A 20780-nucleotide genomic window follows, 5' to 3' on the forward strand; every position below is an offset into this window, starting at 1 on the left:
GATATAATGTGGAAAATGTGAAATTATTTTTTTGTTTTTTTATCTGCTCTCCAAAACCAGAATTGTGGCTTCTGAAATCCTACCATTTTTCTTAATTGACATCTTTCGTTAAATTGATCAATCATATGCTGACTTGGCCACGAAGGACCAAGAATTTTTTTTAACTCCATCAAAAACTTCTGCTCATTTTCCGAGCTAACGCATACCTGTTCAAGAAGTGTGGCATCGATACAGAGTAGTTCGAGAATGGCCTTGTCCCAATCGTCCTGGAGATATTCTGTAGGAGGCAGTTTCGAAGAATATAGCCCCTTTATTTTATCAAAAAGTCTGGGCAAATAACAAATACCCCCTAATTTTTCTAAGGGATCTCTCATTTCTATCCCATCGGCAGTACTGATAGGATATTTCCTTTCTTTCCACCCTTCCCATCCTTTTTCCATCCAATAGGTATTTAGGTAACCCATTTCATTCAGCGTATAGGCAGCCAAAATGGATTGCGCCCCATCTTCTCCATAACAAATGATTTTGCTTTCCAACTGTGGTACAATATTTTCTACTTCTTTTTCTAGCTTTGATCTCTCAATCCAAATAGCCCCTGGAATATGCCCCATAAACCAATCTTCCTTTTTCCGAACATCAATTACAAGGCCACTTTTATTTTGTAAATCTGAAAAAGTATTCTTTAGCGTAATGCTTTTTAGCCTTCTTGTAATTTTTTCTAAATAGGCATTGAACCGAGAATGGGGCAATGGATTGTTCTTGTTTGCCTTCATTTCATTATTCATTTTTTTATCCTTAGCATTTCCCCAAAGCAAACTAAGAACCTAAAAACCATTAGATCCACTGTGTTTAAGACTCAAAAAAACAATCAACTCAATGCTGCTTTTTTCTTAGACCATACAATTAAAATGGAGACATCCGTTGGATTGACTCCCGGAATTCTTGAAGCTTGCCCAAAAGTCAATGGCCTTATCTTCATAAGTTTTTCCCTAGCCTCTTGTTTTAACCCTGGAATTTTTTCATAATCGATATTTGCAGGAATCAAAGTTTCTTCTAGCTTGTGACTCTTCAAAATCGATTCTTTTTCCCGGGCAATATACCCCGCATATTTGATTTCACATTCGATATGCAAAGCTACTTCTTTGGGAATCTTTTGAAACTCCTCCGGAAGGTCTTTCCATGAGTATTCCGGCCGCTTCAGCATATCTTCACAACTCATTCCATTGTATCGATACTTTCTTACTTTCTGAAACGTCTCTTCAATGAGTCTCTTTTTTTCCTCTAAACGTATCGCTCTGGCCTTAGATACCAATCCAATTTCATAACCTATTTCTGTCAGACGCAAATCGGCATTGTCTTGGCGAAGCAACAGCCGATGCTCAGCTCTCGAAGTAAAAATCCTATAGGGTTCTCTGATAGGCTTGGTTGTTAAATCATCAATTAATACCCCTATATAGGCTTGGTCCCTTCCCAAGACTAATGGGGGACGATTTTGGATCTTTCTGGCTGCATTAATCCCTGCAAGTAACCCTTGAGCGGCGGCTTCTTCATATCCAGTTGTTCCATTAATCTGACCCGCAAAAAAGAGACCTGAAATGTTCTTCGTTTCCAATGTTGGATAGATCTGAGTAGCGGGACAATAATCGTATTCAACGGCATATCCAGGTCTAATGATCTGACATTTTTCTAAACCTGCAATGGTGTGGATGAATTGGTCTTGGACTTCATATGGTAAACTGGTCGAACAGCCATTCACATAGTACTCTTCTGTATGTTTGCCTTCTGGTTCCAAAAAAATTTGATGCCGTTCTTTGTCGGCAAAACGAACAATTTTATCTTCTATGGATGGGCAATATCTTGGTCCAATGCCTTGAATTTCTCCACAATACAATGGGGATTTATCTAGGTTTTCCTTGATGATTTCATGAGTTTTTGCATTGGTATAGGTTATAGCACAAGATAATTGTTCCACGTGGAACATTCCATCCTTCCATTGATTGAGTGTAAAAAGTCCTTCCTTTTCCATATCTATATCTGGTAAGGCAAAAGAAAAATGAGGAGGAGGAAAGTCTCCAGGCTGTAGGATACACTTAGAAAAATCGATAGTCTTTCCATTAATCCTTGGCGGGGTCCCAGTTTTTAATCGGCCGACTTCAAATCCATATTTTTTTAGGATTTCAGATAAACCACTAGAGGACTCACCCATTCTGCCTCCCATCTTCTTGCTTCTCCCAACATGTAATAAGCCCTTCAAAAAAGTACCCGTAGTAATAATAACTGCCGAGCTATGGATGATCATTCCTAGTTCTGTGATAACCCCCTTGACTCTATCTTCATTGACAATGAGATCAGCAACCGAAGCTTGAAATAAATCTAATAAAGGCGTTCTTTCACATACAGCTTTTAGCCGAAATTGATAGGCCTTTTTATCGCATTGCGCTCGAGGGGCTTGAACACTATAACCTTTTCTCAGATTGAGCATTCTAAACTGAATGCCCGTAAGATCTGTATTGATCGCCATTTCGCCACCAAGGGCATCAATTTCTCTTACTAAATGTCCCTTTCCAATGCCTCCAATCGACGGATTGCAAGACATCTGTCCAATAGTATCAAGATTCATTGTCAACAACAGGGTGCGACAGCCCATGCGCGAAGAAGCCAATGCGGCTTCGACTCCCGCATGTCCTGCTCCAACAACAATAACATCGTATGTTTTTGTGTATTCCATCTTCTTTCTACAACCCCTATTGATAAGTCATCCATCACAAGCAATCTACTTATTATCCCCTTCAAAGAAAATAGGCTACTACCAGAAGACTCAGGATACTGTAATGATCTTTTGAGAAGGTTCAAGAAAGAGTTTGTACTGTAGTATCTTCTTCATCATAAAAGACATATTCTTTTATCTCTAAGAAAATATGCTTGTCTTTTGTGCTCCTCCTTCACTATGAAATAATAGATATGACTAAAAATATGAAAAGAAAAGGGGTCGATACAATCAAAGAAGCGATTCCTGCTCTTTTTAGTATTGAAGCTGAAAAAGCTTTGCTAGGATTAATGCTGACAAATCCTGAATTGGTTTTCGATCAGATCAGGGAACGATTAACAGTTGAAGATTTCTATATTCCCGCTCATCGGATTTTGTATGAAGCTATCAGTGAATTACATGCAAAAAATATCGCTATTGATCTAACAACAGTTCACCAGTATCTAGTTGATCACCACCTAGATGAAAAAATTGGGGGAGCGGCTCTTCTGGCTGATTTAGTCGCTTCATTTGCCACCCATCTTAACCTCGAATCTTATATCAAAATACTCAAGGAAAAAAGTATTTTGCGTCGTCTCCATTCTGCAGCCTTAACTATCGTACAAAACATTTATGAAAATTCTCACTCTGTTTCCCAAGTCCTTGACCAAGCAGAAAAACAGATTTTTGAAATAACTGACCTTGCAGTGAGTCGATCCACTGTCAAGGCATCTGTTGAGATTCAAAAAGCGATAGAACTCATCGATTGCTTTCATAAAAGAAAAGGCAGATTATTTGGCATCCCAACTGGATTTCATCACTTGGACCAAATTACGACAGGATGGCAAAATGGAGACATGATTGTTTTAGCAGCTAGACCTGGTGTGGGGAAAACAGCCCTGGGACTGACCTTTGCTTGTCGTGCTTTAAAAGAAAGATACGATCAAACCAGAGATCTCTGGATTAAACCTGGCTATTCAGTAGGATTTTTCAGCTTGGAAATGACGGCCGTACAGATCATGCTTAGACTATTAGCTGCCATAGGCAGTGAAAGTCTTCAAAAAATACGACGAGGAGAACTAGAGCCTGCAAGCCTCGAAAAATTAAAAATGCTTGCTGATGATGCTAAAGAGTGGCCATTCTACATTGATGATTCTAGTGATTTAACCATTCATCAGTTACGAGCCAAAGCGAGAAGAATGAAAAATCAGTTTGGAGTAGATCTCATTATCATTGATTACTTGCAGCTTTTACATTCGGACTCACAGCAAGCCAAAGAAAATAGACAGGTCGAGATTTCAGAAATATCTAGAGGCATTAAAGCCTTAGCCAAAGAACTGAATATTCCCATCATTGTTTTAGCTCAATTAAACCGAAGAATGGAAGAGGGAAGAAGTGAGCCGGCCCTTCATCATTTAAGAGAATCTGGTGCTATTGAACAAGATGCCGATGTAGTTATTCTTCTCCATAGACTGGAGTCCGATTCAGTAACGGATATGACCAAAATTCCCTACCTTATTCATGTTGCCAAACAAAGAAATGGACCAACAGATAAAATCGAAGTTTTATTTAATGCTCCCTATACCCGATTCGAAGATCCCTTGCGACACGAAATAGAGCAGTCCTATGTGTAAAAGAAAGGAATAAGCTTGCCCGCCTAGTTGTGCTTGGAAGGATATAGCCATATGAGGGATAGGTAGTTACTTACGTCGACTACAGTTATTTCCAAAGAAAAGATTCTATTGGGCTTGTGGCCACCGCAAATTTAGAGGCTTGTCCAGATCCATACTCATAAGCAATTCTTCCGGCTACCACCGCATTTTTAAAAGCCACAGCCATTTGAAGGGGATCCTCAGCAATAGCAATTGCCGTATTAATAAGCACTCCATCAGCACCCATTTCCATGGCCAATGCTGCATGTGAAGGCTTTCCAATTCCAGCATCAATAATCACCGGCACATTTGCCTGTTCTATAATAATTTCAAGCTGGGATCTAGTTTCTAATCCTCTCATCGAACCAATAGGAGAGCCAAGGGGCATAACGGCAGCGGAGCCAACTTCTTCTAGTCTTTTTGCAAGCACCGGATCTGCATTAATATAAGGCAAGACGACAAAGCCATCTTTAACTAACCGCTCCGCAGCCTTCAGAGTCTCAATCGGATCGGGCAACAAATACCGAGGATCAGGATGGATTTCAAGTTTTATCCATTTGGGTAAACCTGCTTTTTCAGCGATTTTTGCTATTCGTATCGCCTCTTCAGCATCCATCGCTCCACTCGTATTAATGACTATCAGATATTTTTCTGAATCAATGAAAGACAGGATGTCCTCTTCTTTTTTAGGGGAACCAATTTCCACTCTTCTCAAAGCAACCGTTACAATTTGACTCCCACTAGCTTCCAATGCTTGAGCCATTTGCAAATGAGAACCAAACTTTCCAGTCCCAATAAGAAGACGCGATTGAAAATGCTTGCCTGCAATGACAAAATCACTCGTTGTAGCTATACCATCCATGGTTTAATATCCAACATAAGAGCTTTATTGCAAAAGCTGATATAAAATCCTAAGAGTTTTTCATTCGACAAATTCAATTTTCATATTCTGATCCACAACTCCAAGAGATTTGCCTCTTTCAATAAACTCAGAAACAGCTGCCTTCCCTTCTGGCCCATAATCTAACGTCCTTTCATTAACATACATTCCTACAAATTCATCGATCATTGAATCTTGGCTCCCCCTACTATACTTTCTTGCATAGCTAATAGCTTCGTCACGGTTCTGCAATGCCCACCGGATACTTTCTTTGACAATCGATTGCAACTCTCTACACCTATCCATTCCCAAGGAACGGCGTATAGCATTCCCCCCAAGTGGTAATGGTAATCCAGTGCTCTTTTTCCACCACTTTCCCAAATCCTCACATAATACCAAGCCTTCCAATACGTAAGCAAGCTGCCCTTCATGGATGATCAAGCCTACATCGGCTGATCCACTTTTAACCACATCAAATATTTTATCAAATGGACAGACTAAAAGATTTAACTCTGCTGGTTTTTTCTCAAAATATAAGGAGAGAGCCAAACAAGCGCTAGTATGCAAACCTGGTACCGCTATTTTTTTCCGCACCATATCCTTCTTATCAAAGTATTGTTTTGCGATGAGTCTTGGTCCATAGCCTTCGCCCATACTTGCCCCACAAGACATAAGCAGATAGTTTTTTGCCACCTTACAATACGCATAGATGGACAAGGCTGTTAGATCAATCATTTCAGAAAAAGCTAAATTATTTAGTGTTTCAATGTCTACTATCAGCTCCTTAAACACATAGTTCTGGGTGGAGATTTTCTTCTTTGAAATGGCATAAAACATAAATGCGTCGTCAGCATCCGGCGAATGACCTAAAGTAATTTCGATGAAATTCATATTTAATCCTTTTGAGATGTTAACATTCTTCATGCTTGCTTCAACAGAGAAATATAGAATAATTCTTAGGTATGGATTTAAAAACAGCTATAATAACAAGCGAAAAATTTGCCCTGCATGCACCGCCCTCTGGACATCCAGACGCTCCTACACGTATCAGTTCTGTTCTTCCAAAACTCAAAGATGCCTTTGGTGATTCACTGCTCTGGATTGAACCTTCGCCGGCCTCTTTAGATTGGGTATTATCCGTTCATACCCCAGAGTATGTAGAAAAAGTAAAAAAAACACAAATCGGTCCTATGGTTTTATTAGATTGGGGAGACACTTTTGCCCATGGTCCTTCCTTTGAGGTTGCTTTATTAGCTGTTGGTGCAGCTTTAGAAGCTGTCGATAAAGTGATTACTAAGCAAATAAAAAATGCCTTTTGCTTAGTGAGACCTCCCGGACACCATGCGCTTCCTAACTCCGCTATGGGCTTTTGCATATTTAATACCGTTGGAATTGCTGCCCGCTACGCAATAAAAAATTATGGGATAAAGAGAATTTTAATCTTAGACTGGGATGTGCATCATGGGAATGGCACGCAAGATATTTTCTATGAAGATCCCCAAGTTTATTTTATTAGCTTGCACCAATTTCCATATTATCCTGGAACTGGAAAAGCAAGCGAAATTGGGAAAGGCGCAGGAGAAGGCTATACAATGAATATATGTATGCATAGGGGAGCTACGGACAAAGAATATGAAGAAGCTTTTCATGCAAAAGTCCTTCCAGCTATTGATAAGTACAAACCGGAAATCATTTTTGTTTCTGCTGGTTTCGATGCACATAAAGACGATCCATTAGGAGAAATCTGTCTCACAGAGCAGGGGTATGAAACAATGACCCAACTTCTTAAAAATGCTGCACAAAAGCATTGTGAAGGCAAAATAATATCTGTTTTGGAAGGAGGATATAATACGGAAAGTCTATATAACTCCATTAAAAGTCATTTAAAAGTTCTTTCAAGCCCTTAATTGTCCTGTATATATATACCTATTTTATAGTCACTATTTATTCTATAACTTATTATTTTTCAATAGGTGGAAGATCACTCTCAGATTTATTAAAAGCATCTCTTTTAATATTAGTATTTTGCTCACTTAAACTCTCCAAATAAAGGGTAATGGCCAGGGCATCTTTGTGGCTCATTCGATAGGGAGGCATTGGCAGTCTGGAATAGCCGCCTCTAGGTAGTATGCCTGTTTCCAGATACTGTACCATATCTGACTCTTTCCATCCCTCAGGCAAACCAACTAGGGATCCAGCATACGAAGCCCATTCTTTTTGTCCGGATTGTTCCACCCATTGTAAAGGAGAACCTTGAAGCCATTTATCCATAATGAGTTGTCCATTTCTATCTCTAGGGGTATGACACTCCGCACATAGGGCCACTGCTTCCACCAAATACTTTCCATGTTGAATCATTTCTCCGGTCTTTGTATTGGAGATTTGTTTTACGGGGGAGGCTGAGACTGAGAAAGCTCTTCTTTAGATAGTGGAGCTAAATAAAGCTCTTCTTCTGCTCCCATTAACTGGCAAAGTATAAAGAGGCTTAGCAAACAAACCAAAACTATTTCCTTCACCGGTTTCAACCACTTGCTTGATTTTCTTATAAGTAGGCAAGTCGTATTGCTATCTCAAGTACAAATCAATTGGTATTATAATATGTTGATAATATTCTTGGTTGTTGGTTTCTTGAAGCAGAGATCAAATCTAGTTGTTTGACCCTGTTTTTTGAGTATTCCTTACAATTGTACCCTATACAAGAGTTTTTTATTTATTTTTCCAATAAAGACTTAGCCGATTTAGCAATGAGTAATACGTAAACCTAAGTTATCAGGTTTTAAAACTAAGATTTCTCCAGGAATAGCCAGCTTTAATAATTCTTCTTTTAAGGCTTGAACCACGTTGGTTGGATTTTTATAAGCAAGGGACATCAACGTAGAACCTGATCCACTCAAATAAAATCCCAAAGCACCGGCTTTTAAAGAGGTATCCCTAAGTTTTTCCCAAAAAGGAATAGCAGGAAGTCGATATGGTTCATGAAAATAATCGACAAACAATCCTGAAAGAGTTTCATATTTCTTTTCAAAAAAGCAAATTGCCATTAAAGTGGCGCGTTGCAGATTCTGGATAGCTTCCTTTAATTTAATTTCCGCAGGCAGGATGCGTCTGGATGACTCCGTGGGTATTTCGATTTGAGGCACAAATGCAACGAAAAAAAGCTTACTTTCAATCCGGCATCGTAACATTTTGGCTGGACCACATATGGTAAATCCTCCGAAAAGAGCAGGAGTAACATTATCTGGATGTCCCTCAAGTTCCGAAGCGATCTCTAGAAGTTCTTCTCTATTTAAAGGATTGCCTGAGAGCGCATTCAAACCAGCCAAGATCCCTAAACGGATGGATGCACTGCTCCCAAGCCCACGGGCTTGAGGGATTTGTGATTTAACAGTCCATTTAAAAGGAATTGAAGCAGATTGAATTTTCTTTTCAAAAGCCTTAACTGTTTCAAAAACCATTGGATGAGGGGGATCAGGAGAAGAAAGAGAATCGTCGATTGCTTCAATAATAAATTCATTATATAGACTAAGAGCAGCTCCGAAAGTATCGAAACCAGGACCAAAATTTGTGGTTGTCGCAGGGACTTTGACTAACCATCGGTTTTTATGATTGGTTGCTCTCACTGATAGTATCCGTCAAAAAGACTTAAGAAGCACTTTTAGTGTTAGCCAATGGCTTTATTGGCCAAAGCCTAACATAAAGATATCCAAATATAGCCCCAGCCAAATGGGCAGTATGGGAAGAGCCAGTAGGAATGTCAAAGACAAGGCAAATAGCTTCAAAAATGACGAATATAAGTACAACGACTTGAATGGAAAGAAAAAAAGTAGGGTTAAAAATGAACCGATTTGATTGAATATCATAATGGAAAGTCAAGGATCTTATCCAAATTTCTTGAAGACAAAAAGCGAAAGCCAGCAAAAAAGAAAAAACAACACCACTGGCTCCTATCAAGCCCGGCTCATGCATGGGCCCTCCAAAAAAATACCACCCCAATCCTCCAGCAATAGCTCCACCAACAAAAAGAAGCGCCAGCCTGAAATGCCCAAGAACTTTCTCCAGTTGGTTCCCAAGAAAATAAATGGCTATGGCATTGGTTAGAAGATGGAGTGGTTCGAGTTCATCGTGGAGAAAGGCATAGGTCAAAAATTCCCAAATCTTCCCATGGGCAACGCCTTCTGTCGTCAAAGCAAAAGAAGATCTAAACCAAGTGGAACCAAAAATGAACAAAAAGGTGATCTGAATAAAGTATACAATAAACAGGAAGGTGACTAAAGCTTGAGTCAACCAAGGCAACGTTTTGAAAAAATCATTGGAAGAAAAGTCCTTCAATAAAACCATCTTGTCTTTTTTCATTGTATCCTTCGTTTCGGCAAAAAACGCATTTTGTTATTTTTGTGCCTTTCAAACAAAATTAATGGTTTTTCTAAGATGGCTGTTAAAAAGGCAAAAATCAACTGCTTTCAGATAGATTCTCTTGTGGTTTCAGCTACTTGATCAATGAATATCCATAGAAATATCTATCGCAGGAGCACTATGTGTAAGAAGCCCAAGGGAGACAAAATCAACTCCTAATCGAGCCACTGCTTGTAACTTTTCTAAATTGACTCTTCCAGAGACTTCAACTAGAGCCTTATGATTTATAATTTTCATTCCTTCTGAAATCTGATTCAGCTCCATATTGTCAAGCATTATGATATCTGGAGATAAAGTACAAATGCAGGAGAGCTCTTCTAAGGTTTTAGTTTCGATTTCTATTCTAACCAATGGCTTGCGATACCGGATGATAGTGAGCTTTTCTTGCAACCATTCTAGCCAGCTTTCTCCCATCTTTCTTCTTATAAGGCTTAAATGGTTATCTTTAATAAGAATATGATCACTAAGAGAATATCTATGATTCGCTCCTCCCCCGCACAAGACAGCGTATTTCTGTAAGAACCGAAGGCCAGGAAGAGTTTTTCGTGTATCAAGAATTTTTGTCTTTGATTCTCGAAGAACCTCAACAAAACGATGAGTCAATGTGGCGATGCCGCAAAGATGAGACAAAAAATTTAGAGCCACTCTTTCTCCCATCAAAAGTGCTTGAGCATTCCCACTGATTTCAATAATGGGAGTGTTTTTTTCTACTTTTTGACCATCCATAAAAAAAGAAACGCAATGAAGAGAAGGATCGATATAAGAAAATACCTGACAAGCCACTTCAAGACCACTTAACACTGCCTCTTCTCGGACAATTATATGCGCCTTTGCTTTTTCATTTCTAGGTATTAAGAGAGAGGAAGTTAAATCCCCATTTCCTATATCTTCTTCTAAAGAACGTTTGATGACTTCTTTTAGAAGAAAATATGGAATAGAATAACTTGGAAAATTATTGTTTTCCATTTTTTTCTTATTAATTAATTATTAAAAAGACTAATTTAGTCATTTATAGTGTGAAAGGCAAAATAGAAAAGCCTTTTTGCAGTCTAAGGAAAATATGGTAATTATTAATATTTTTTTCTAATTTATTAATTTTAAGAAATTACGATGCTTGAAAATATTTTGAAATCGCCACTGCCTTTAAGATAAAGGCAAAAAAGAAAAGAATAAAATTTTTTCTTTGTTTCTTTTTGATAAACTTTATTCAAATACAAGCTAAGATTACAACTAAAATATGCTCTTTGGGAAAATAAAATCGATTCCGCTTCCTCAAATTGTTAGAATGATAGGGGTAAAAAGCGGTGTTTTAGAAATAAAATCCCCAGAAAATAAGCTTTATAGATTTCGCTTTTCAAGACGTCAATTTTTAGGTGCCGAAAAACAAGATATTCCAATTGGGGATACCTTTGAACTCAAATCGATTCTTCTGGAATTATCCCAAAAAGAAGAGAGCTTTTTTATTTTTAAGGAAATAGAACAACAAGAAGATAATGTTTCTTTTTCGCTGCCAGCCGTGCAGCTTATCATCGCCTCTTTGCATGCTCTCCGGGCAATGTATCAAAAGAATCTGCCTATTTTTTTTCCAGATCCAGAAACTGTTTTTCTTTCTACAGGGAATGACCCAAGTTGGATAGGCAGTGAATTTTTTTCTTTTTGGATAGAAGCGGAACCTTTCTTTTCCAAAGGCTCTAGTGCAAAGGAATTAGCCAAAAATCTCCCCATTGAGCTCGAAGACATCTTATTCTATATCTATACATTACGACTTTTGAACATGATCAAGACAGCAAGCAAAAAAAGGACTTTTTATTTACCTATTTCTGACCGATCTGATTTAAACAGCATTGAAAATACCCATGCCATTTTAAATATTGGTCCGGATTCCGCTGCGACTGGATCCAATCCACCACCTCTCCCTTACGAATCTTCGACCACTGCAATCCAAATTTATCATTCTGATCAACAAGACATTAAAAAAGGGTTGCTCCGAAGATTGATTTATGGTTTTAAAAACTTCTTTAGAAAGATGTATGAATAACCATAAAAATCAGAATATAAAAATTTTCGTAACGGGTCCATCTGGAGCAGGAAAAACTACTTTTATCCGTTCCATAAGCCAGTCCGAAGTTTTAACAACCGATGTTCCATGTACAAACGCAAAAGGAAAAAAAGAGACCACAGTGGCTATGGATTATGGATCACTCAATCTGGATAGATATTCGATTCATCTATTTGGGTCTCCAGGGCAAGATCGTTTCGATTTTACATGGGATATCCTCAGGCAGGGTGCCTTAGGGGTCATTATGCTTGTAGGAGGGCATGATCCTGAACAACTCCCTTTATTGAAAAAAATGCATGACAAATTCCTAACGGAATTAACCATTCCCTATATTTTAGGAGTGACCCATCAAGATCTTGCTGAAGTCTGGACACCTGCCGAGGTAGCAGACTATCTTGAAATTGATCCTTTTCTCTGTGTGGGTATCAATGCTTTAGATGAAAATAGTGCCACAGATGTTCTTGTCAGATTGTTTGAGATCATTGAAAAAGAAATAGAAGGATAAATTAAGGGACCTATTGTTAAATTCCTTTTTAAATTGTTGAAAAATCATGGAGTTGTATTAAAAAAAATCCATCTATTTTTCTTGATCTATTCCAAGAAGACAATTATGAAAGTTTTAATTTTATTTTAACCATATAAAAAGGAGCCTTAAACAATGTCGATATCAGAGGAGTTAAATATCGTATTAGGGGGACTGCGGAGTGCTGTCCCAGAAATTACTGCAGCATTAATTGCAACCACTGATGGACTTCCTGTAGCTCATTCTCTTAGCTCAGGCGATCCTAATCGACTCTCTGCAATGGCAGCAACAGCCTTAGGTCTAGGAAAACGAATTTGTGAAACGTATGGGGGTGGGGAATTTAAGGAAAACACGGTATCGGGATCAGAAGGACAAATGTTTATTTATTCAGCTGGCGGCAAAGCGGTTCTTGGAGTGATTACCAAAACTGGTGGGAATGTTGGACTCATTCATCTAGAAGCAAGAGATGCTGCCAGCAAAATTGCTGCTATTCTTAATCGTGGTATGTAAAAGCACCATAGCGGATATTATTAAAATTTTTACTTGACTTTAAATTGTACTTATTTAAAAAAAACAACCAATGATTTTTTGGGCTACTGAATCACTGTCTGAGGGCAAAGTGGAGCCCCTTGTGCAGCCTGCGGCAGAAACCTTATTTTGGATAGGTTTCTTGCCTGTTACTAGTTCTATGATCCAAACTTGGATAGTGATGGGGGTGATATTTTTAATTATTCGCCTAGGCACCTTGCGGCTATCCCTCATTCCAAGTGGTCTTCAAAACGCCATAGAAGCTGCTGTAGAGGGTTTAGAAAAACTAACTAAAGGGTTGCTTGAACCAAAAGTAGCCGATTGGGCCTTCCCACTGGTTGCGACCTATTTTATATTCATAGTGTTTTCTAATATAACTGATTTAATCCCAGGGGTAGGGAGCATCGGTTTTGGAGAAAAAGACCCTTCTAGACACCTTCCATTTGCTATAAAACATACCTCCGTTCCCATATTCAGGCCTCCGACTTCGGACGCGAATATGACGACAGCGATGGCGTTGATATTCTTTATTATGAGCACCTTTTGGGCATTTCGTTATCATCATGGGATTAAAGGAGTGCTCCATCATATATTTGGTGTAAAGGGTGGATTTAAGGGATGGATTGTAATTCCATTGACCGTTCTTTTTACCGCCGTTGGATTTATGGAAATCATCTCCATTCTCATACGCCCCGTAGCGTTAGCCATGCGGCTCTATGGGAATATCTATGGGGGAGAGACAGTTCTGCATATGATGACGGGAATATTATGGGGGCTGCCAGCGGTTCCTTTTTATTTTTTTGAATTCATGGTAGCTATTATTCAGGCATTAATCTTTACGTTGCTTTCTATTGTTTTTACAGGAACCCTTTGCTCTCATTTTGGAGAAGGAGAGTCAAAGGAAGGATAAGGAAAGCAGGGATAATAATCTGTATAGGGTATGTGATCATTGAAGCCGTCTTAAAAATTTACAATGATAAACACATGAAGCAGCTACTTGTTTTCATGTGCTTGTCATAGAATATAAAAATCAATAAAGAAAAACTTCAAATAATAAAACATAAGGGAGATTAAACATGTTGTTCTTAGCTCAAATGGTAACTGGAAATGTAGCCATAGGGTTGGCTGCTTTAGGTGGTGCTGTGGGTGTAGGTCTAGCTGCATTAGGTGCAGCAGGGGCCATTGGTAGAAATCCGGGATCTTTTGGTCTCGTATTTACTACTGCTTTGCTTGGAATGGCCTTGTCTGAAGGGTTAGCCATATTGGTTTTCTTCGTGGTTGGAAAGTAAACCGGGTATTGTATGGAAAACACTTTACATCAGCTTGGGATTGAGTGGAATAAGCTTATTGCTCAGATTATTAATTTTGTCATCGTGCTGTGGGTGCTGAATCGGTTTGCCTTTCGACCCGTACTAAAAATACTGGAACAAAGGAGAGAAAAAATAGCCGAAAGCCTGCAAAATGCAGAAAAAATCAAACAAGAATTAGCCGCAGCAGAAGAAGCAAGAAAGGAAATCTTGCGTAAAGCAAATGAGCAAGCAGCCATGATTGTTGCTGAAGCACAAAAAGCTGCTGCATATCAGGGAGAGAAAAAAATTCTAGAAGCAATTGAAGAAGCAAAGAGAATCCTTAAAAAAGCTGAAGAGACCGCTCGACTAGAAAGGGAAAAGGCAAAGGAAGAGATACGAAGGGAAATTTTAAACCTTGTCATCGACATTAGTTCAAAAGTTATTGGCAAAACCCTTTCAGCGGAAGATCAGGAACGATTAAAAAATGAGGTCCTCAGCAAAATCCCTCAAAGAGGGGAGGAGAATATTTTTTCTCGTAATTAATGTCTGAAAGCTTCGTTATGAAAAAAGCAAATGAAAATCAGTAGGGAAGCAAAACGACAGGCAAAAGCACTTTTTAGGTTTTGTCAAAACAACGGTTCTATTGATGAGGAAAAACTTAAAGAGATCCTAAACAAATTGGCTCAGGAAAAGCCTCGGCACTATCTTGAAATTCTCGAATGGCTGAAGCAATTGCTTGCTAATGAAGTAGCAAAAAAAACCTATGTGGTGCAAAGTGCCGCCGAACTTCCAGATCAAGGAAAATCTATTTTTGAAAAGTTAGAGAAATCTTTTGGACCTGCTTTAGAAAAAAAATATCAGATTTGTCCAGAATTAATTGGTGGAGTTAGAATCCAAGTAGGTTGTGATGTATGGGATGGATCGATTGCTTATAAATTGAAAAACATCGAGACACTATTAAGTAAGTAATTAGGTGTTGTGGAATTCTATCTGGAGGCTATTTTTAAAAAGGAGATTTATATATGGATATTCCCTTACTCCAAGAAATAGAGGAAAAAATATCGGAACTTAAATTTGAAATAGGGAAAACGAACGTTGGTATCGTTAGGGAAATTGGTGATGGGGTTGTAAAAATTGAGGGGCTTAGCGACGCAGGGATGAACGAAGTTATAGAATTTCCCCAACGATTGGACGAATTTGGACAGCCAATAAGAGCACTTTGTTTAAACTTAGAAGAAACAGAAGTGGGCGGTGTCGTTCTTGGAAACTACCTAGCAATTCGGGAGGGAGATGAAGTAAGAACAACCGGCCAGCTACTTCGGGTTCCTGTTGGAAAAGAACTTTTAGGAAGGGTGATCAATCCCCTTGGCCAACCACTTGATGGCAGAGGACCTATATTGGCAAGCACAACCTATCCCATGGAAAGAATAGCTCCTGGGATTATCAAGCGCAGAAGTGTTAATCAACCAGTACAAACGGGAATTATTGCTATCGATGCAATGATCCCAATTGGTAGAGGCCAAAGAGAGCTTATTATTGGAGATCGGTCTACTGGAAAGACAACCATTGCTATTGATACTATTATTAATCAAGCACGTCTGAACAAAGCCTATGAAAATGAGAAAAACTATAGGCCATTGTATAGTATTTATGTTGCTGTAGGGCAGAAAAATTCAAATATATCTAGAGTTATTGATACTTTAGAAAAATATGGTGCGCTGCCTTATTCTATTGTTGTCGTAGCTGCTGCTTCAGATCCGGTTACTTTGCAATACCTCGCTCCATTTGCTGGGACAGCTATTGGGGAATGGTTTATGGAAAATGGAATGGATGCCTTAATTGTATATGATGATTTATCGAAGCATGCGGCTGCATATAGACAAATTTCACTTGTTTTAAAACGCCCCTCAGGAAGAGAAGCTTATCCGGGCGACATATTCTATCTTCATTCCAGGTTACTAGAACGATCAGCTAGACTAAATGAAGCAAATGGAGGGGGAAGTCTAACCGCTTTGCCAATTATTGAAACGCAGGCAGGGGACGTCTCTGCCTACATCCCAACAAATGTCATTTCCATTACCGACGGACAAATTTATTTGGAGACCGATCTGTTTTATCAAGGGATTCGGCCTGCCATTAATGTCGGACTATCAGTATCTCGTGTTGGCTCTTCGGCACAAATAAAGGCGGTCAAACAGGTAGCTGGGAAAATAAAACTCGAACTGGCTCAATTTAGGGAACTTGCAGCTTTCGCTCAATTTGCAACGGATTTAGATCCTGCAACGAAAGCTAAGTTGGATCGGGGAAGTCGTATCGTAGAAGTCTTTAAGCAGTCTCAATATTCTCCCGTTTCGGTCGAATTGCAGGTAGCTGTTTTATGGGCAGTTCAAAATGGATATTTTGACAAGATTCCTTTAGATAAAGTCAAGCAAACGCAGACAAGACTTGTGGATTATCTGGAGAGCAGAGAGCCAACTATTTTAGAGGCTATAAAGACTAAAAAGGCCCTGGACGACGATATAATCAAATCTCTTCGGGGAGCCCTTGATAATTTCTTTCAGAGTCTAGTGGAATAAGCACAACCTGACTAGTATTGTATATGGCTACAACTAGGGAAATACGTAGACGAATCAGGTCTATTAAAAATACCGCACAAATCACCAAGGCGATGCAAATGGTGGCGGCATCCAAAATGCGGAAAGCGCAGCAAAGAGCCATAGAAGGAAGGCCCTATCAAAACCTTTTTCAAGAAATTGTTCAAAGCCTTGTTCCTCAGGCTGGTCAGCTAAGGCATCCTTTGCTTCAAGCACGGCCTATACAAAGAGAAGCTGTTTTTGTCATAGGAACCGATAAAGGGTTATGTGGTCCATTGAATACAAATTTGTTGCGTGAAATTCAGAAGCGCCACAATCCAAACCATCGTTATGTAAGTATGGGCAAAAAGGTAAGAAATTATCTGGCTTTGCTGAAGGGCAATCAAGGAGAGAACCTCCTTTTAGCAGATTTTGAGCTCAAAGATAACCTTTCCTTTCGTGAAGCCAAGAGAATCGGCAATTTCCTAATAGAAAAATATCTAAACAAAGAAATCGATGCCATATCGATTGCCTATTCCCATTTTGTTAATCCTTTAGTACAACATCCTATCTACCGACGTATTGCTCCAATCAGTCAAGTAGAGTTAACGAAAAAAGACAATACTCAAGAGACTACCCCAGAAAACTTTGTCCCTTTTAATTTTGAGCCCTCTCCAGAAGAACTTCTGGATAACATTTTGCCCTTTTACATCCATCTGGAAATCTATCAATCAATACTTGATAATTTGGCTTCTGAGCATAGCGCCAGAATGGTTGCTATGAAAAGTGCAACAGAAAATGCTAAAAGTTTATTACAGGATTTATCTTTGGAATATAACAAAGCTAGACAGGAATCGATTACAAAAGAAATTTTAGAAATTTCAACAGCACAATACGCGATTGGATAATATAATTATCAACAACAAGAAGCGATGAAAAAAGGAAAGGTCGTTCAAATTATCGGTCCGGTAGTAGACGTGGAATTTTCAGATACAGAGGTTCCACCTATCTATAATGCTTTAAAGATTAATTATCAAAAAGAAGGACAACCAACAACCTTGATTTTAGAGGTGCAACAGCATCTTGGGGATGGTTGGGTGAGAACCATAGCGATGTCAAGCACCGATGGCTTAAAAAGAGGAATGGAGGTGGAGGACACTGGAAATTTTATATCGGTGCCAGTGGGACCTCAAGTTTTAGGAAGAATCTTCAATGTCCTTGGGGAGCCTATTGACGAAAAAGGAGAGGTGCGAGCAGAAAAACGACTGCCTATCCATAGGCCAGCTCCATCCTTATTGGACCAAGACATCAAAGCCACCATTCTTGAAACTGGTATTAAAGTTATTGATTTGATCTGTCCATTCCTCAGAGGAGGAAAGGTTGGAGCTTTTGGGGGAGCTGGCGTGGGCAAGACTGTGGTTATAATGGAGCTCATCAACAATATTGCTAAAGCCCATGGAGGATTTTCTGTATTTTCTGGGGTTGGAGAACGTACCCGCGAGGGTAACGATCTTTATAATGAAATGTCTGAAGCCAAAGTGATCGATTTGGAAGACCTATCGAAATCAAAAGTCGCCCTAGTGTATGGACAGATGAATGAGCCGCCTGGAGCAAGATTAAGGGTAGGGCTTTCTGGGCTAACTATGGCAGAATATTTTAGGGATGAGATGAAACAGGATGTTTTGTTGTTCATCGATAACATATTTCGATTTTCTCAAGCAGGTTCTGAAGTATCAGCCCTTCTTGGCCGAACTCCCAGTGCAGTAGGTTATCAACCCACATTGGCATCAGAGATGGGCGCTCTACAGGAAAGAATTACCTCGACGCGGCAAGGATCGATTACTTCGTTTCAAGCCGTTTATGTTCCCGCTGATGATTTGACAGATCCTGCTCCAGCAAATACCTTTGCGCATTTGGATTCGACAATTGTTCTTGAAAGATCGATAGCCGAACAAGGCATTTATCCAGCCGTAGATCCTTTAGCTTCCACTTCAAAAGCACTAGCACCAGAGATAGTCGGGCAAGAGCATTATGAAGTGGCTAGAGGCGTTCAACGGGTGCTTCAAAGATACAAAGATTTACAGGACATTATTGCTATTTTAGGAATGGATGAGCTTTCCCCTGAAGATAAACTAACGGTCTATAGGGCTAGAAAGATTCAACGCTTTCTAAGCCAACCATTTCATGTAGCTGAAGTTTTTACAGGTATTAAAGGACAGTATGTACCTATTAGCGAAACAATTCGAGGATTCAAAGAAATTCTAGAAGGTAAGCATGACGATGTCCCTGAAGGCAATTTCTATATGAAAGGAACCATCGATCAAATTCGATCTTGATGTCCCATGAGCTTTACTTTGCGACTCGTTACTCCTGAAGGGGTGACATTATCAGAGGAAGTCGAACAGGTTACTTTACCGGGTATTGATGGCGAGATGGGTATATACGCAAATCATGAGCCATTGATTACTCAAATTGCACCTGGGGAATTATCTTATACGAAAAATGGTGGTAAGAAATTTTACCTGGCAATTGGTGAAGGTTTTGTTAAGATAACAGCAAAAGATGTATCCATTTTGGTCGATATGGCATTAAGAGAAGAAGAAATCGAGGAGAAAAAAGTCGAAGAGGCTATAGCTCGTGCTCAGGCTGCTATAAAACAAAAGCTACTTGGAGAAGAGGAACTTGCAGCTACACAAGCCATGCTTCTGAAGTCAATGGCTCAACTTAAAGTCAAGAGAAGAAGACATGGCACTGGAGCCCCACCGATAACACCTAGCTAAGTTTTGTTTGCATTGGATAAAAAACGATTTTAACTTGTTTGCAGCTTTTCCCATTTCAGCTTTTTTATCTATAGATGATTATTCCTCAGCGCGTTGAAATCGTTGGAAATTATTTAGCCATCCAGTGGAATGATCTCTCAGAGTCTTTAATTGCTCTTGAAAAACTAAGAAAAAACTGTCCTTGTGCTTTATGTCAAGGGGAAAGCACCATTTTGACTAAGGTAAAAGCTCCAAAGATTGCTTTTGGACCCAAAAGTATGGAACTTAAAGAAATACGGATGGTTGGCAGTTATGCTTTACAATGTCTTTGGGGCGATGGACATCAAAGTGGCATTTATCCTTTTTCTCTGCTGTTAGAACTTGGCAAAGAAAAGGAGTAAAAAAACTAAGCCATGCAAAAAGTGCTTACAAAGAAGCATATTCAAAACAATCCATTTGCAGAATCCTTAAAATCTATTCCAGAGGTTGTTCTTTGCGGAATTTCTGGTGGTGTCGATTCTATAGTTCTCTTACACAGCTTGGTTGAGGCTGGGAAAAAACCCATCGTACTGCACTTCGAACATGGATGGAGAAAAGACGAAACGTTAGATTCAAAACTTGTTGAGGAATTATCGAAAAAACTAAATGTAGAGTTTATTAAAAAAAAATCTGAAAAAAGTTTTCCGAAAACAGAAGCAGGAGCAAGAGAAGAGCGTTTTAGATTTTTTATTGATACCGCCCAAAGGAAAAACTGTTATAACCTGGTATTAGCTCACCATGCAGATGATCAAGTAGAAACATTTTTGATGCAACTACTTCGCGGCACGGGCACAAAAGGATGGGGAATGGATAAAATAAGTTCTTTTGGAAAATTAACCATATATAGGCCTTTTCTAGATTTCTGGAAAGCAGACATTATAGCCTTTGCCAAAAAAAACCTATATTGCTGGAGAGAAGATGAAACCAACGACAATGCGCTCTATTTAAGGAACAAAATTCGCAAAGAATTAATACCATTTTTAGAAAACAGATTTTCCAAGTCAGTAAAAAAGTCTCTTTGGAAATTTTGTGAGATATTAAGAGAAGAAAAAAAGTGGCTTATGCAGCTCACACAAGAAATAGCCAGTGGTCCATCGCTTCGCTTTTCTGATCTAGAGAAAGCACCGATTGGAAAACAAAGATTAGCGATAGGGCTATGGCTTAAAAAAAGGGGAGTAGCAGATATCAGTTTTGAAGACATTGAATCGATAAGGGAAATGATTGGAAAAAAGGGCAAGAAAAAATGTAATTTAAGTAGAAATTTAGCCGTAATTTTTAAAAACGACGAACTTGTTTTGACACATCAATGAAAGAAAATC

23 protein-coding genes are annotated in these 20780 nt (G+C 39.0%); 15 read left to right on the plus strand and 8 right to left on the minus strand.

Going from position 1 to position 20780, the window contains the following annotated elements; translation table 11 throughout:
- Positions 1-23: 23 nt before the first annotated feature.
- Entirely contained in the window at positions 24-785 is a 762-nt protein-coding gene (locus kam1_RS09770) for a rhodanese-like domain-containing protein (RefSeq protein WP_143958425.1), read from the minus strand.
- An 83-nt stretch (positions 786-868) separates the two neighbouring features.
- Complete coding sequence (mnmG, locus tag kam1_RS09775) at positions 869-2728, minus strand: tRNA uridine-5-carboxymethylaminomethyl(34) synthesis enzyme MnmG (RefSeq protein WP_039721462.1); 1860 nt, start codon at positions 2726-2728, stop codon at positions 869-871.
- Between the two features lie 245 nt (positions 2729-2973).
- On the opposite strand from mnmG, the gene dnaB reads away from it, so the two are divergent.
- Positions 2974-4380 carry a replicative DNA helicase gene (dnaB, locus tag kam1_RS09780; RefSeq protein WP_235277228.1) on the plus strand — a complete coding sequence of 469 codons (1407 nt, stop codon included), beginning with the start codon at positions 2974-2976 and terminating at the stop codon, positions 4378-4380.
- 85 nt (positions 4381-4465) lie between these two features.
- On the opposite strand, the gene kam1_RS09785 is transcribed toward dnaB, so the two are convergent.
- Positions 4466-5260 carry a thiazole synthase gene (locus kam1_RS09785; RefSeq protein ID WP_039721463.1) on the minus strand — a complete coding sequence of 265 codons (795 nt, stop codon included), beginning with the start codon at positions 5258-5260 and terminating at the stop codon, positions 4466-4468.
- A 60-nt stretch (positions 5261-5320) separates the two neighbouring features.
- Positions 5321-6169 carry an MqnA/MqnD/SBP family protein gene (locus tag kam1_RS09790; RefSeq protein WP_039721464.1) on the minus strand — a complete coding sequence of 283 codons (849 nt, stop codon included), beginning with the start codon at positions 6167-6169 and terminating at the stop codon, positions 5321-5323.
- 71 nt (positions 6170-6240) lie between these two features.
- Between kam1_RS09790 and kam1_RS09795 the strand changes: the two genes are divergently transcribed.
- On the plus strand, positions 6241-7185 hold the full coding sequence (locus kam1_RS09795; RefSeq protein ID WP_039721465.1) for a histone deacetylase family protein: 945 nt from the start codon (positions 6241-6243) through the stop codon (positions 7183-7185).
- Between the two features lie 52 nt (positions 7186-7237).
- On the opposite strand, the gene kam1_RS09800 is transcribed toward kam1_RS09795, so the two are convergent.
- The 4 genes from kam1_RS09800 to nadC all read right to left on the minus strand — a co-directional run bounded on the left by kam1_RS09800 (position 7238) and on the right by nadC (position 10657).
- Positions 7238-7636, minus strand: a complete 399-nt coding sequence (locus kam1_RS09800; protein WP_143958426.1) for a cytochrome C — start codon at positions 7634-7636, stop codon at positions 7238-7240.
- 380 nt (positions 7637-8016) lie between these two features.
- Positions 8017-8898 (minus strand): homoserine kinase, encoded by an 882-nt coding sequence (gene thrB / locus kam1_RS09805; RefSeq protein WP_039721467.1) that lies wholly within the window; start codon positions 8896-8898, stop codon positions 8017-8019.
- Positions 8899-8920: 22 nt separating this feature from the next.
- Positions 8921-9631 (minus strand): rhomboid family intramembrane serine protease, encoded by a 711-nt coding sequence (locus kam1_RS09810; protein WP_039721468.1) that lies wholly within the window; start codon positions 9629-9631, stop codon positions 8921-8923.
- 141 nt (positions 9632-9772) lie between these two features.
- The gene (nadC, locus tag kam1_RS09815; protein ID WP_039721469.1) at positions 9773-10657 is read right to left on the minus strand and encodes a carboxylating nicotinate-nucleotide diphosphorylase; all 885 of its coding nucleotides are present in this window, start codon (positions 10655-10657) and stop codon (positions 9773-9775) included.
- Between the two features lie 271 nt (positions 10658-10928).
- Between nadC and kam1_RS09820 the strand changes: the two genes are divergently transcribed.
- The 13 genes from kam1_RS09820 to tilS all read left to right on the plus strand — a co-directional run bounded on the left by kam1_RS09820 (position 10929) and on the right by tilS (position 20771).
- Positions 10929-11729, plus strand: a complete 801-nt coding sequence (locus kam1_RS09820; protein ID WP_039721470.1) for a DUF4388 domain-containing protein — start codon at positions 10929-10931, stop codon at positions 11727-11729.
- The gene (locus kam1_RS09825) at positions 11722-12255 is read left to right on the plus strand and encodes a GTP-binding protein (RefSeq protein WP_039721590.1); all 534 of its coding nucleotides are present in this window, start codon (positions 11722-11724) and stop codon (positions 12253-12255) included. Before kam1_RS09820 ends, kam1_RS09825 begins: the two co-directional genes overlap by 8 nt.
- A 153-nt stretch (positions 12256-12408) precedes the next feature.
- Positions 12409-12783 (plus strand): roadblock/LC7 domain-containing protein, encoded by a 375-nt coding sequence (locus kam1_RS09830; protein ID WP_009061816.1) that lies wholly within the window; start codon positions 12409-12411, stop codon positions 12781-12783.
- A gap of 70 nt (positions 12784-12853) precedes the next feature.
- Positions 12854-13711, plus strand: a complete 858-nt coding sequence (gene atpB / locus kam1_RS09835; protein ID WP_039721471.1) for a F0F1 ATP synthase subunit A — start codon at positions 12854-12856, stop codon at positions 13709-13711.
- Between the two features lie 166 nt (positions 13712-13877).
- On the plus strand, positions 13878-14090 hold the full coding sequence (locus tag kam1_RS09840) for an ATPase (protein ID WP_009061820.1): 213 nt from the start codon (positions 13878-13880) through the stop codon (positions 14088-14090).
- A gap of 12 nt (positions 14091-14102) precedes the next feature.
- Positions 14103-14633: a F0F1 ATP synthase subunit B gene (atpF, locus tag kam1_RS09845; protein ID WP_039721472.1), complete on the plus strand. Its 531-nt coding sequence runs from the start codon at positions 14103-14105 to the stop codon at positions 14631-14633.
- Positions 14634-14663: 30 nt separating this feature from the next.
- Positions 14664-15059, plus strand: coding sequence for a F0F1 ATP synthase subunit delta (locus kam1_RS09850; protein WP_039721473.1), 396 nt, complete (start codon positions 14664-14666; stop codon positions 15057-15059).
- A gap of 53 nt (positions 15060-15112) precedes the next feature.
- A complete protein-coding gene (gene atpA, locus kam1_RS09855) occupies positions 15113-16666 on the plus strand; it encodes a F0F1 ATP synthase subunit alpha (protein ID WP_039721474.1) in 1554 nt (517 codons plus the stop codon).
- Positions 16667-16689: 23 nt separating this feature from the next.
- Complete coding sequence (gene atpG / locus kam1_RS09860; protein ID WP_039721475.1) at positions 16690-17571, plus strand: ATP synthase F1 subunit gamma; 882 nt, start codon at positions 16690-16692, stop codon at positions 17569-17571.
- A gap of 24 nt (positions 17572-17595) precedes the next feature.
- On the plus strand, positions 17596-18999 hold the full coding sequence (gene atpD, locus kam1_RS09865) for a F0F1 ATP synthase subunit beta (protein ID WP_039721476.1): 1404 nt from the start codon (positions 17596-17598) through the stop codon (positions 18997-18999).
- Positions 19000-19005: 6 nt separating this feature from the next.
- A complete protein-coding gene (atpC, locus tag kam1_RS09870) occupies positions 19006-19443 on the plus strand; it encodes an ATP synthase F1 subunit epsilon (RefSeq protein ID WP_039721477.1) in 438 nt (145 codons plus the stop codon).
- A gap of 74 nt (positions 19444-19517) precedes the next feature.
- Positions 19518-19823 (plus strand): DUF971 domain-containing protein, encoded by a 306-nt coding sequence (locus tag kam1_RS09875; protein WP_039721478.1) that lies wholly within the window; start codon positions 19518-19520, stop codon positions 19821-19823.
- A 12-nt stretch (positions 19824-19835) separates the two neighbouring features.
- Complete coding sequence (tilS, locus tag kam1_RS09880; protein ID WP_039721479.1) at positions 19836-20771, plus strand: tRNA lysidine(34) synthetase TilS; 936 nt, start codon at positions 19836-19838, stop codon at positions 20769-20771.
- The last annotated feature ends 9 nt before the right edge of the window (positions 20772-20780 follow it).

The sequence above is a fragment of the Methylacidiphilum kamchatkense Kam1 genome (assembly GCF_007475525.1).
GTDB classification, from domain to species: domain Bacteria; phylum Verrucomicrobiota; class Verrucomicrobiia; order Methylacidiphilales; family Methylacidiphilaceae; genus Methylacidiphilum; species Methylacidiphilum kamchatkense.

Excerpts from the sequence above, each read along its gene's own strand:
- kam1_RS09800 (WP_143958426.1), bottom strand. The coding sequence starts at position 7,636 with ATGATTCAACATGGAAAGTATTTGGTGGAAGCAGTGGCCCTATGTGCG.
- kam1_RS09825 (WP_039721590.1), top strand. The coding sequence starts at position 11,722 with ATGAATAACCATAAAAATCAGAATATAAAAATTTTCGTAACGGGTCCA.
- tilS (WP_039721479.1), top strand. The coding sequence starts at position 19,836 with ATGCAAAAAGTGCTTACAAAGAAGCATATTCAAAACAATCCATTTGCA.
- dnaB (WP_235277228.1), top strand. The coding sequence starts at position 2,974 with ATGAAAAGAAAAGGGGTCGATACAATCAAAGAAGCGATTCCTGCTCTT.
- atpF (WP_039721472.1), top strand. The coding sequence starts at position 14,103 with ATGGAAAACACTTTACATCAGCTTGGGATTGAGTGGAATAAGCTTATT.
- kam1_RS09770 (WP_143958425.1), bottom strand. The coding sequence starts at position 785 with ATGAATAATGAAATGAAGGCAAACAAGAACAATCCATTGCCCCATTCT.
- atpG (WP_039721475.1), top strand. The coding sequence starts at position 16,690 with ATGGCTACAACTAGGGAAATACGTAGACGAATCAGGTCTATTAAAAAT.
- kam1_RS09790 (WP_039721464.1), bottom strand. The coding sequence starts at position 6,169 with ATGAATTTCATCGAAATTACTTTAGGTCATTCGCCGGATGCTGACGAC.
- kam1_RS09850 (WP_039721473.1), top strand. The coding sequence starts at position 14,664 with ATGAAAATCAGTAGGGAAGCAAAACGACAGGCAAAAGCACTTTTTAGG.
- nadC (WP_039721469.1), bottom strand. The coding sequence starts at position 10,657 with ATGGAAAACAATAATTTTCCAAGTTATTCTATTCCATATTTTCTTCTA.
- mnmG (WP_039721462.1), bottom strand. The coding sequence starts at position 2,728 with ATGGAATACACAAAAACATACGATGTTATTGTTGTTGGAGCAGGACAT.
- kam1_RS09785 (WP_039721463.1), bottom strand. The coding sequence starts at position 5,260 with ATGGATGGTATAGCTACAACGAGTGATTTTGTCATTGCAGGCAAGCAT.
- kam1_RS09830 (WP_009061816.1), top strand. The coding sequence starts at position 12,409 with ATGTCGATATCAGAGGAGTTAAATATCGTATTAGGGGGACTGCGGAGT.
- atpB (WP_039721471.1), top strand. The coding sequence starts at position 12,854 with ATGATTTTTTGGGCTACTGAATCACTGTCTGAGGGCAAAGTGGAGCCC.
- atpD (WP_039721476.1), top strand. The coding sequence starts at position 17,596 with ATGAAAAAAGGAAAGGTCGTTCAAATTATCGGTCCGGTAGTAGACGTG.
- kam1_RS09820 (WP_039721470.1), top strand. The coding sequence starts at position 10,929 with ATGCTCTTTGGGAAAATAAAATCGATTCCGCTTCCTCAAATTGTTAGA.
- kam1_RS09875 (WP_039721478.1), top strand. The coding sequence starts at position 19,518 with ATGATTATTCCTCAGCGCGTTGAAATCGTTGGAAATTATTTAGCCATC.
- kam1_RS09810 (WP_039721468.1), bottom strand. The coding sequence starts at position 9,631 with ATGAAAAAAGACAAGATGGTTTTATTGAAGGACTTTTCTTCCAATGAT.
- kam1_RS09840 (WP_009061820.1), top strand. The coding sequence starts at position 13,878 with ATGTTGTTCTTAGCTCAAATGGTAACTGGAAATGTAGCCATAGGGTTG.
- atpA (WP_039721474.1), top strand. The coding sequence starts at position 15,113 with ATGGATATTCCCTTACTCCAAGAAATAGAGGAAAAAATATCGGAACTT.
- atpC (WP_039721477.1), top strand. The coding sequence starts at position 19,006 with ATGAGCTTTACTTTGCGACTCGTTACTCCTGAAGGGGTGACATTATCA.
- kam1_RS09795 (WP_039721465.1), top strand. The coding sequence starts at position 6,241 with ATGGATTTAAAAACAGCTATAATAACAAGCGAAAAATTTGCCCTGCAT.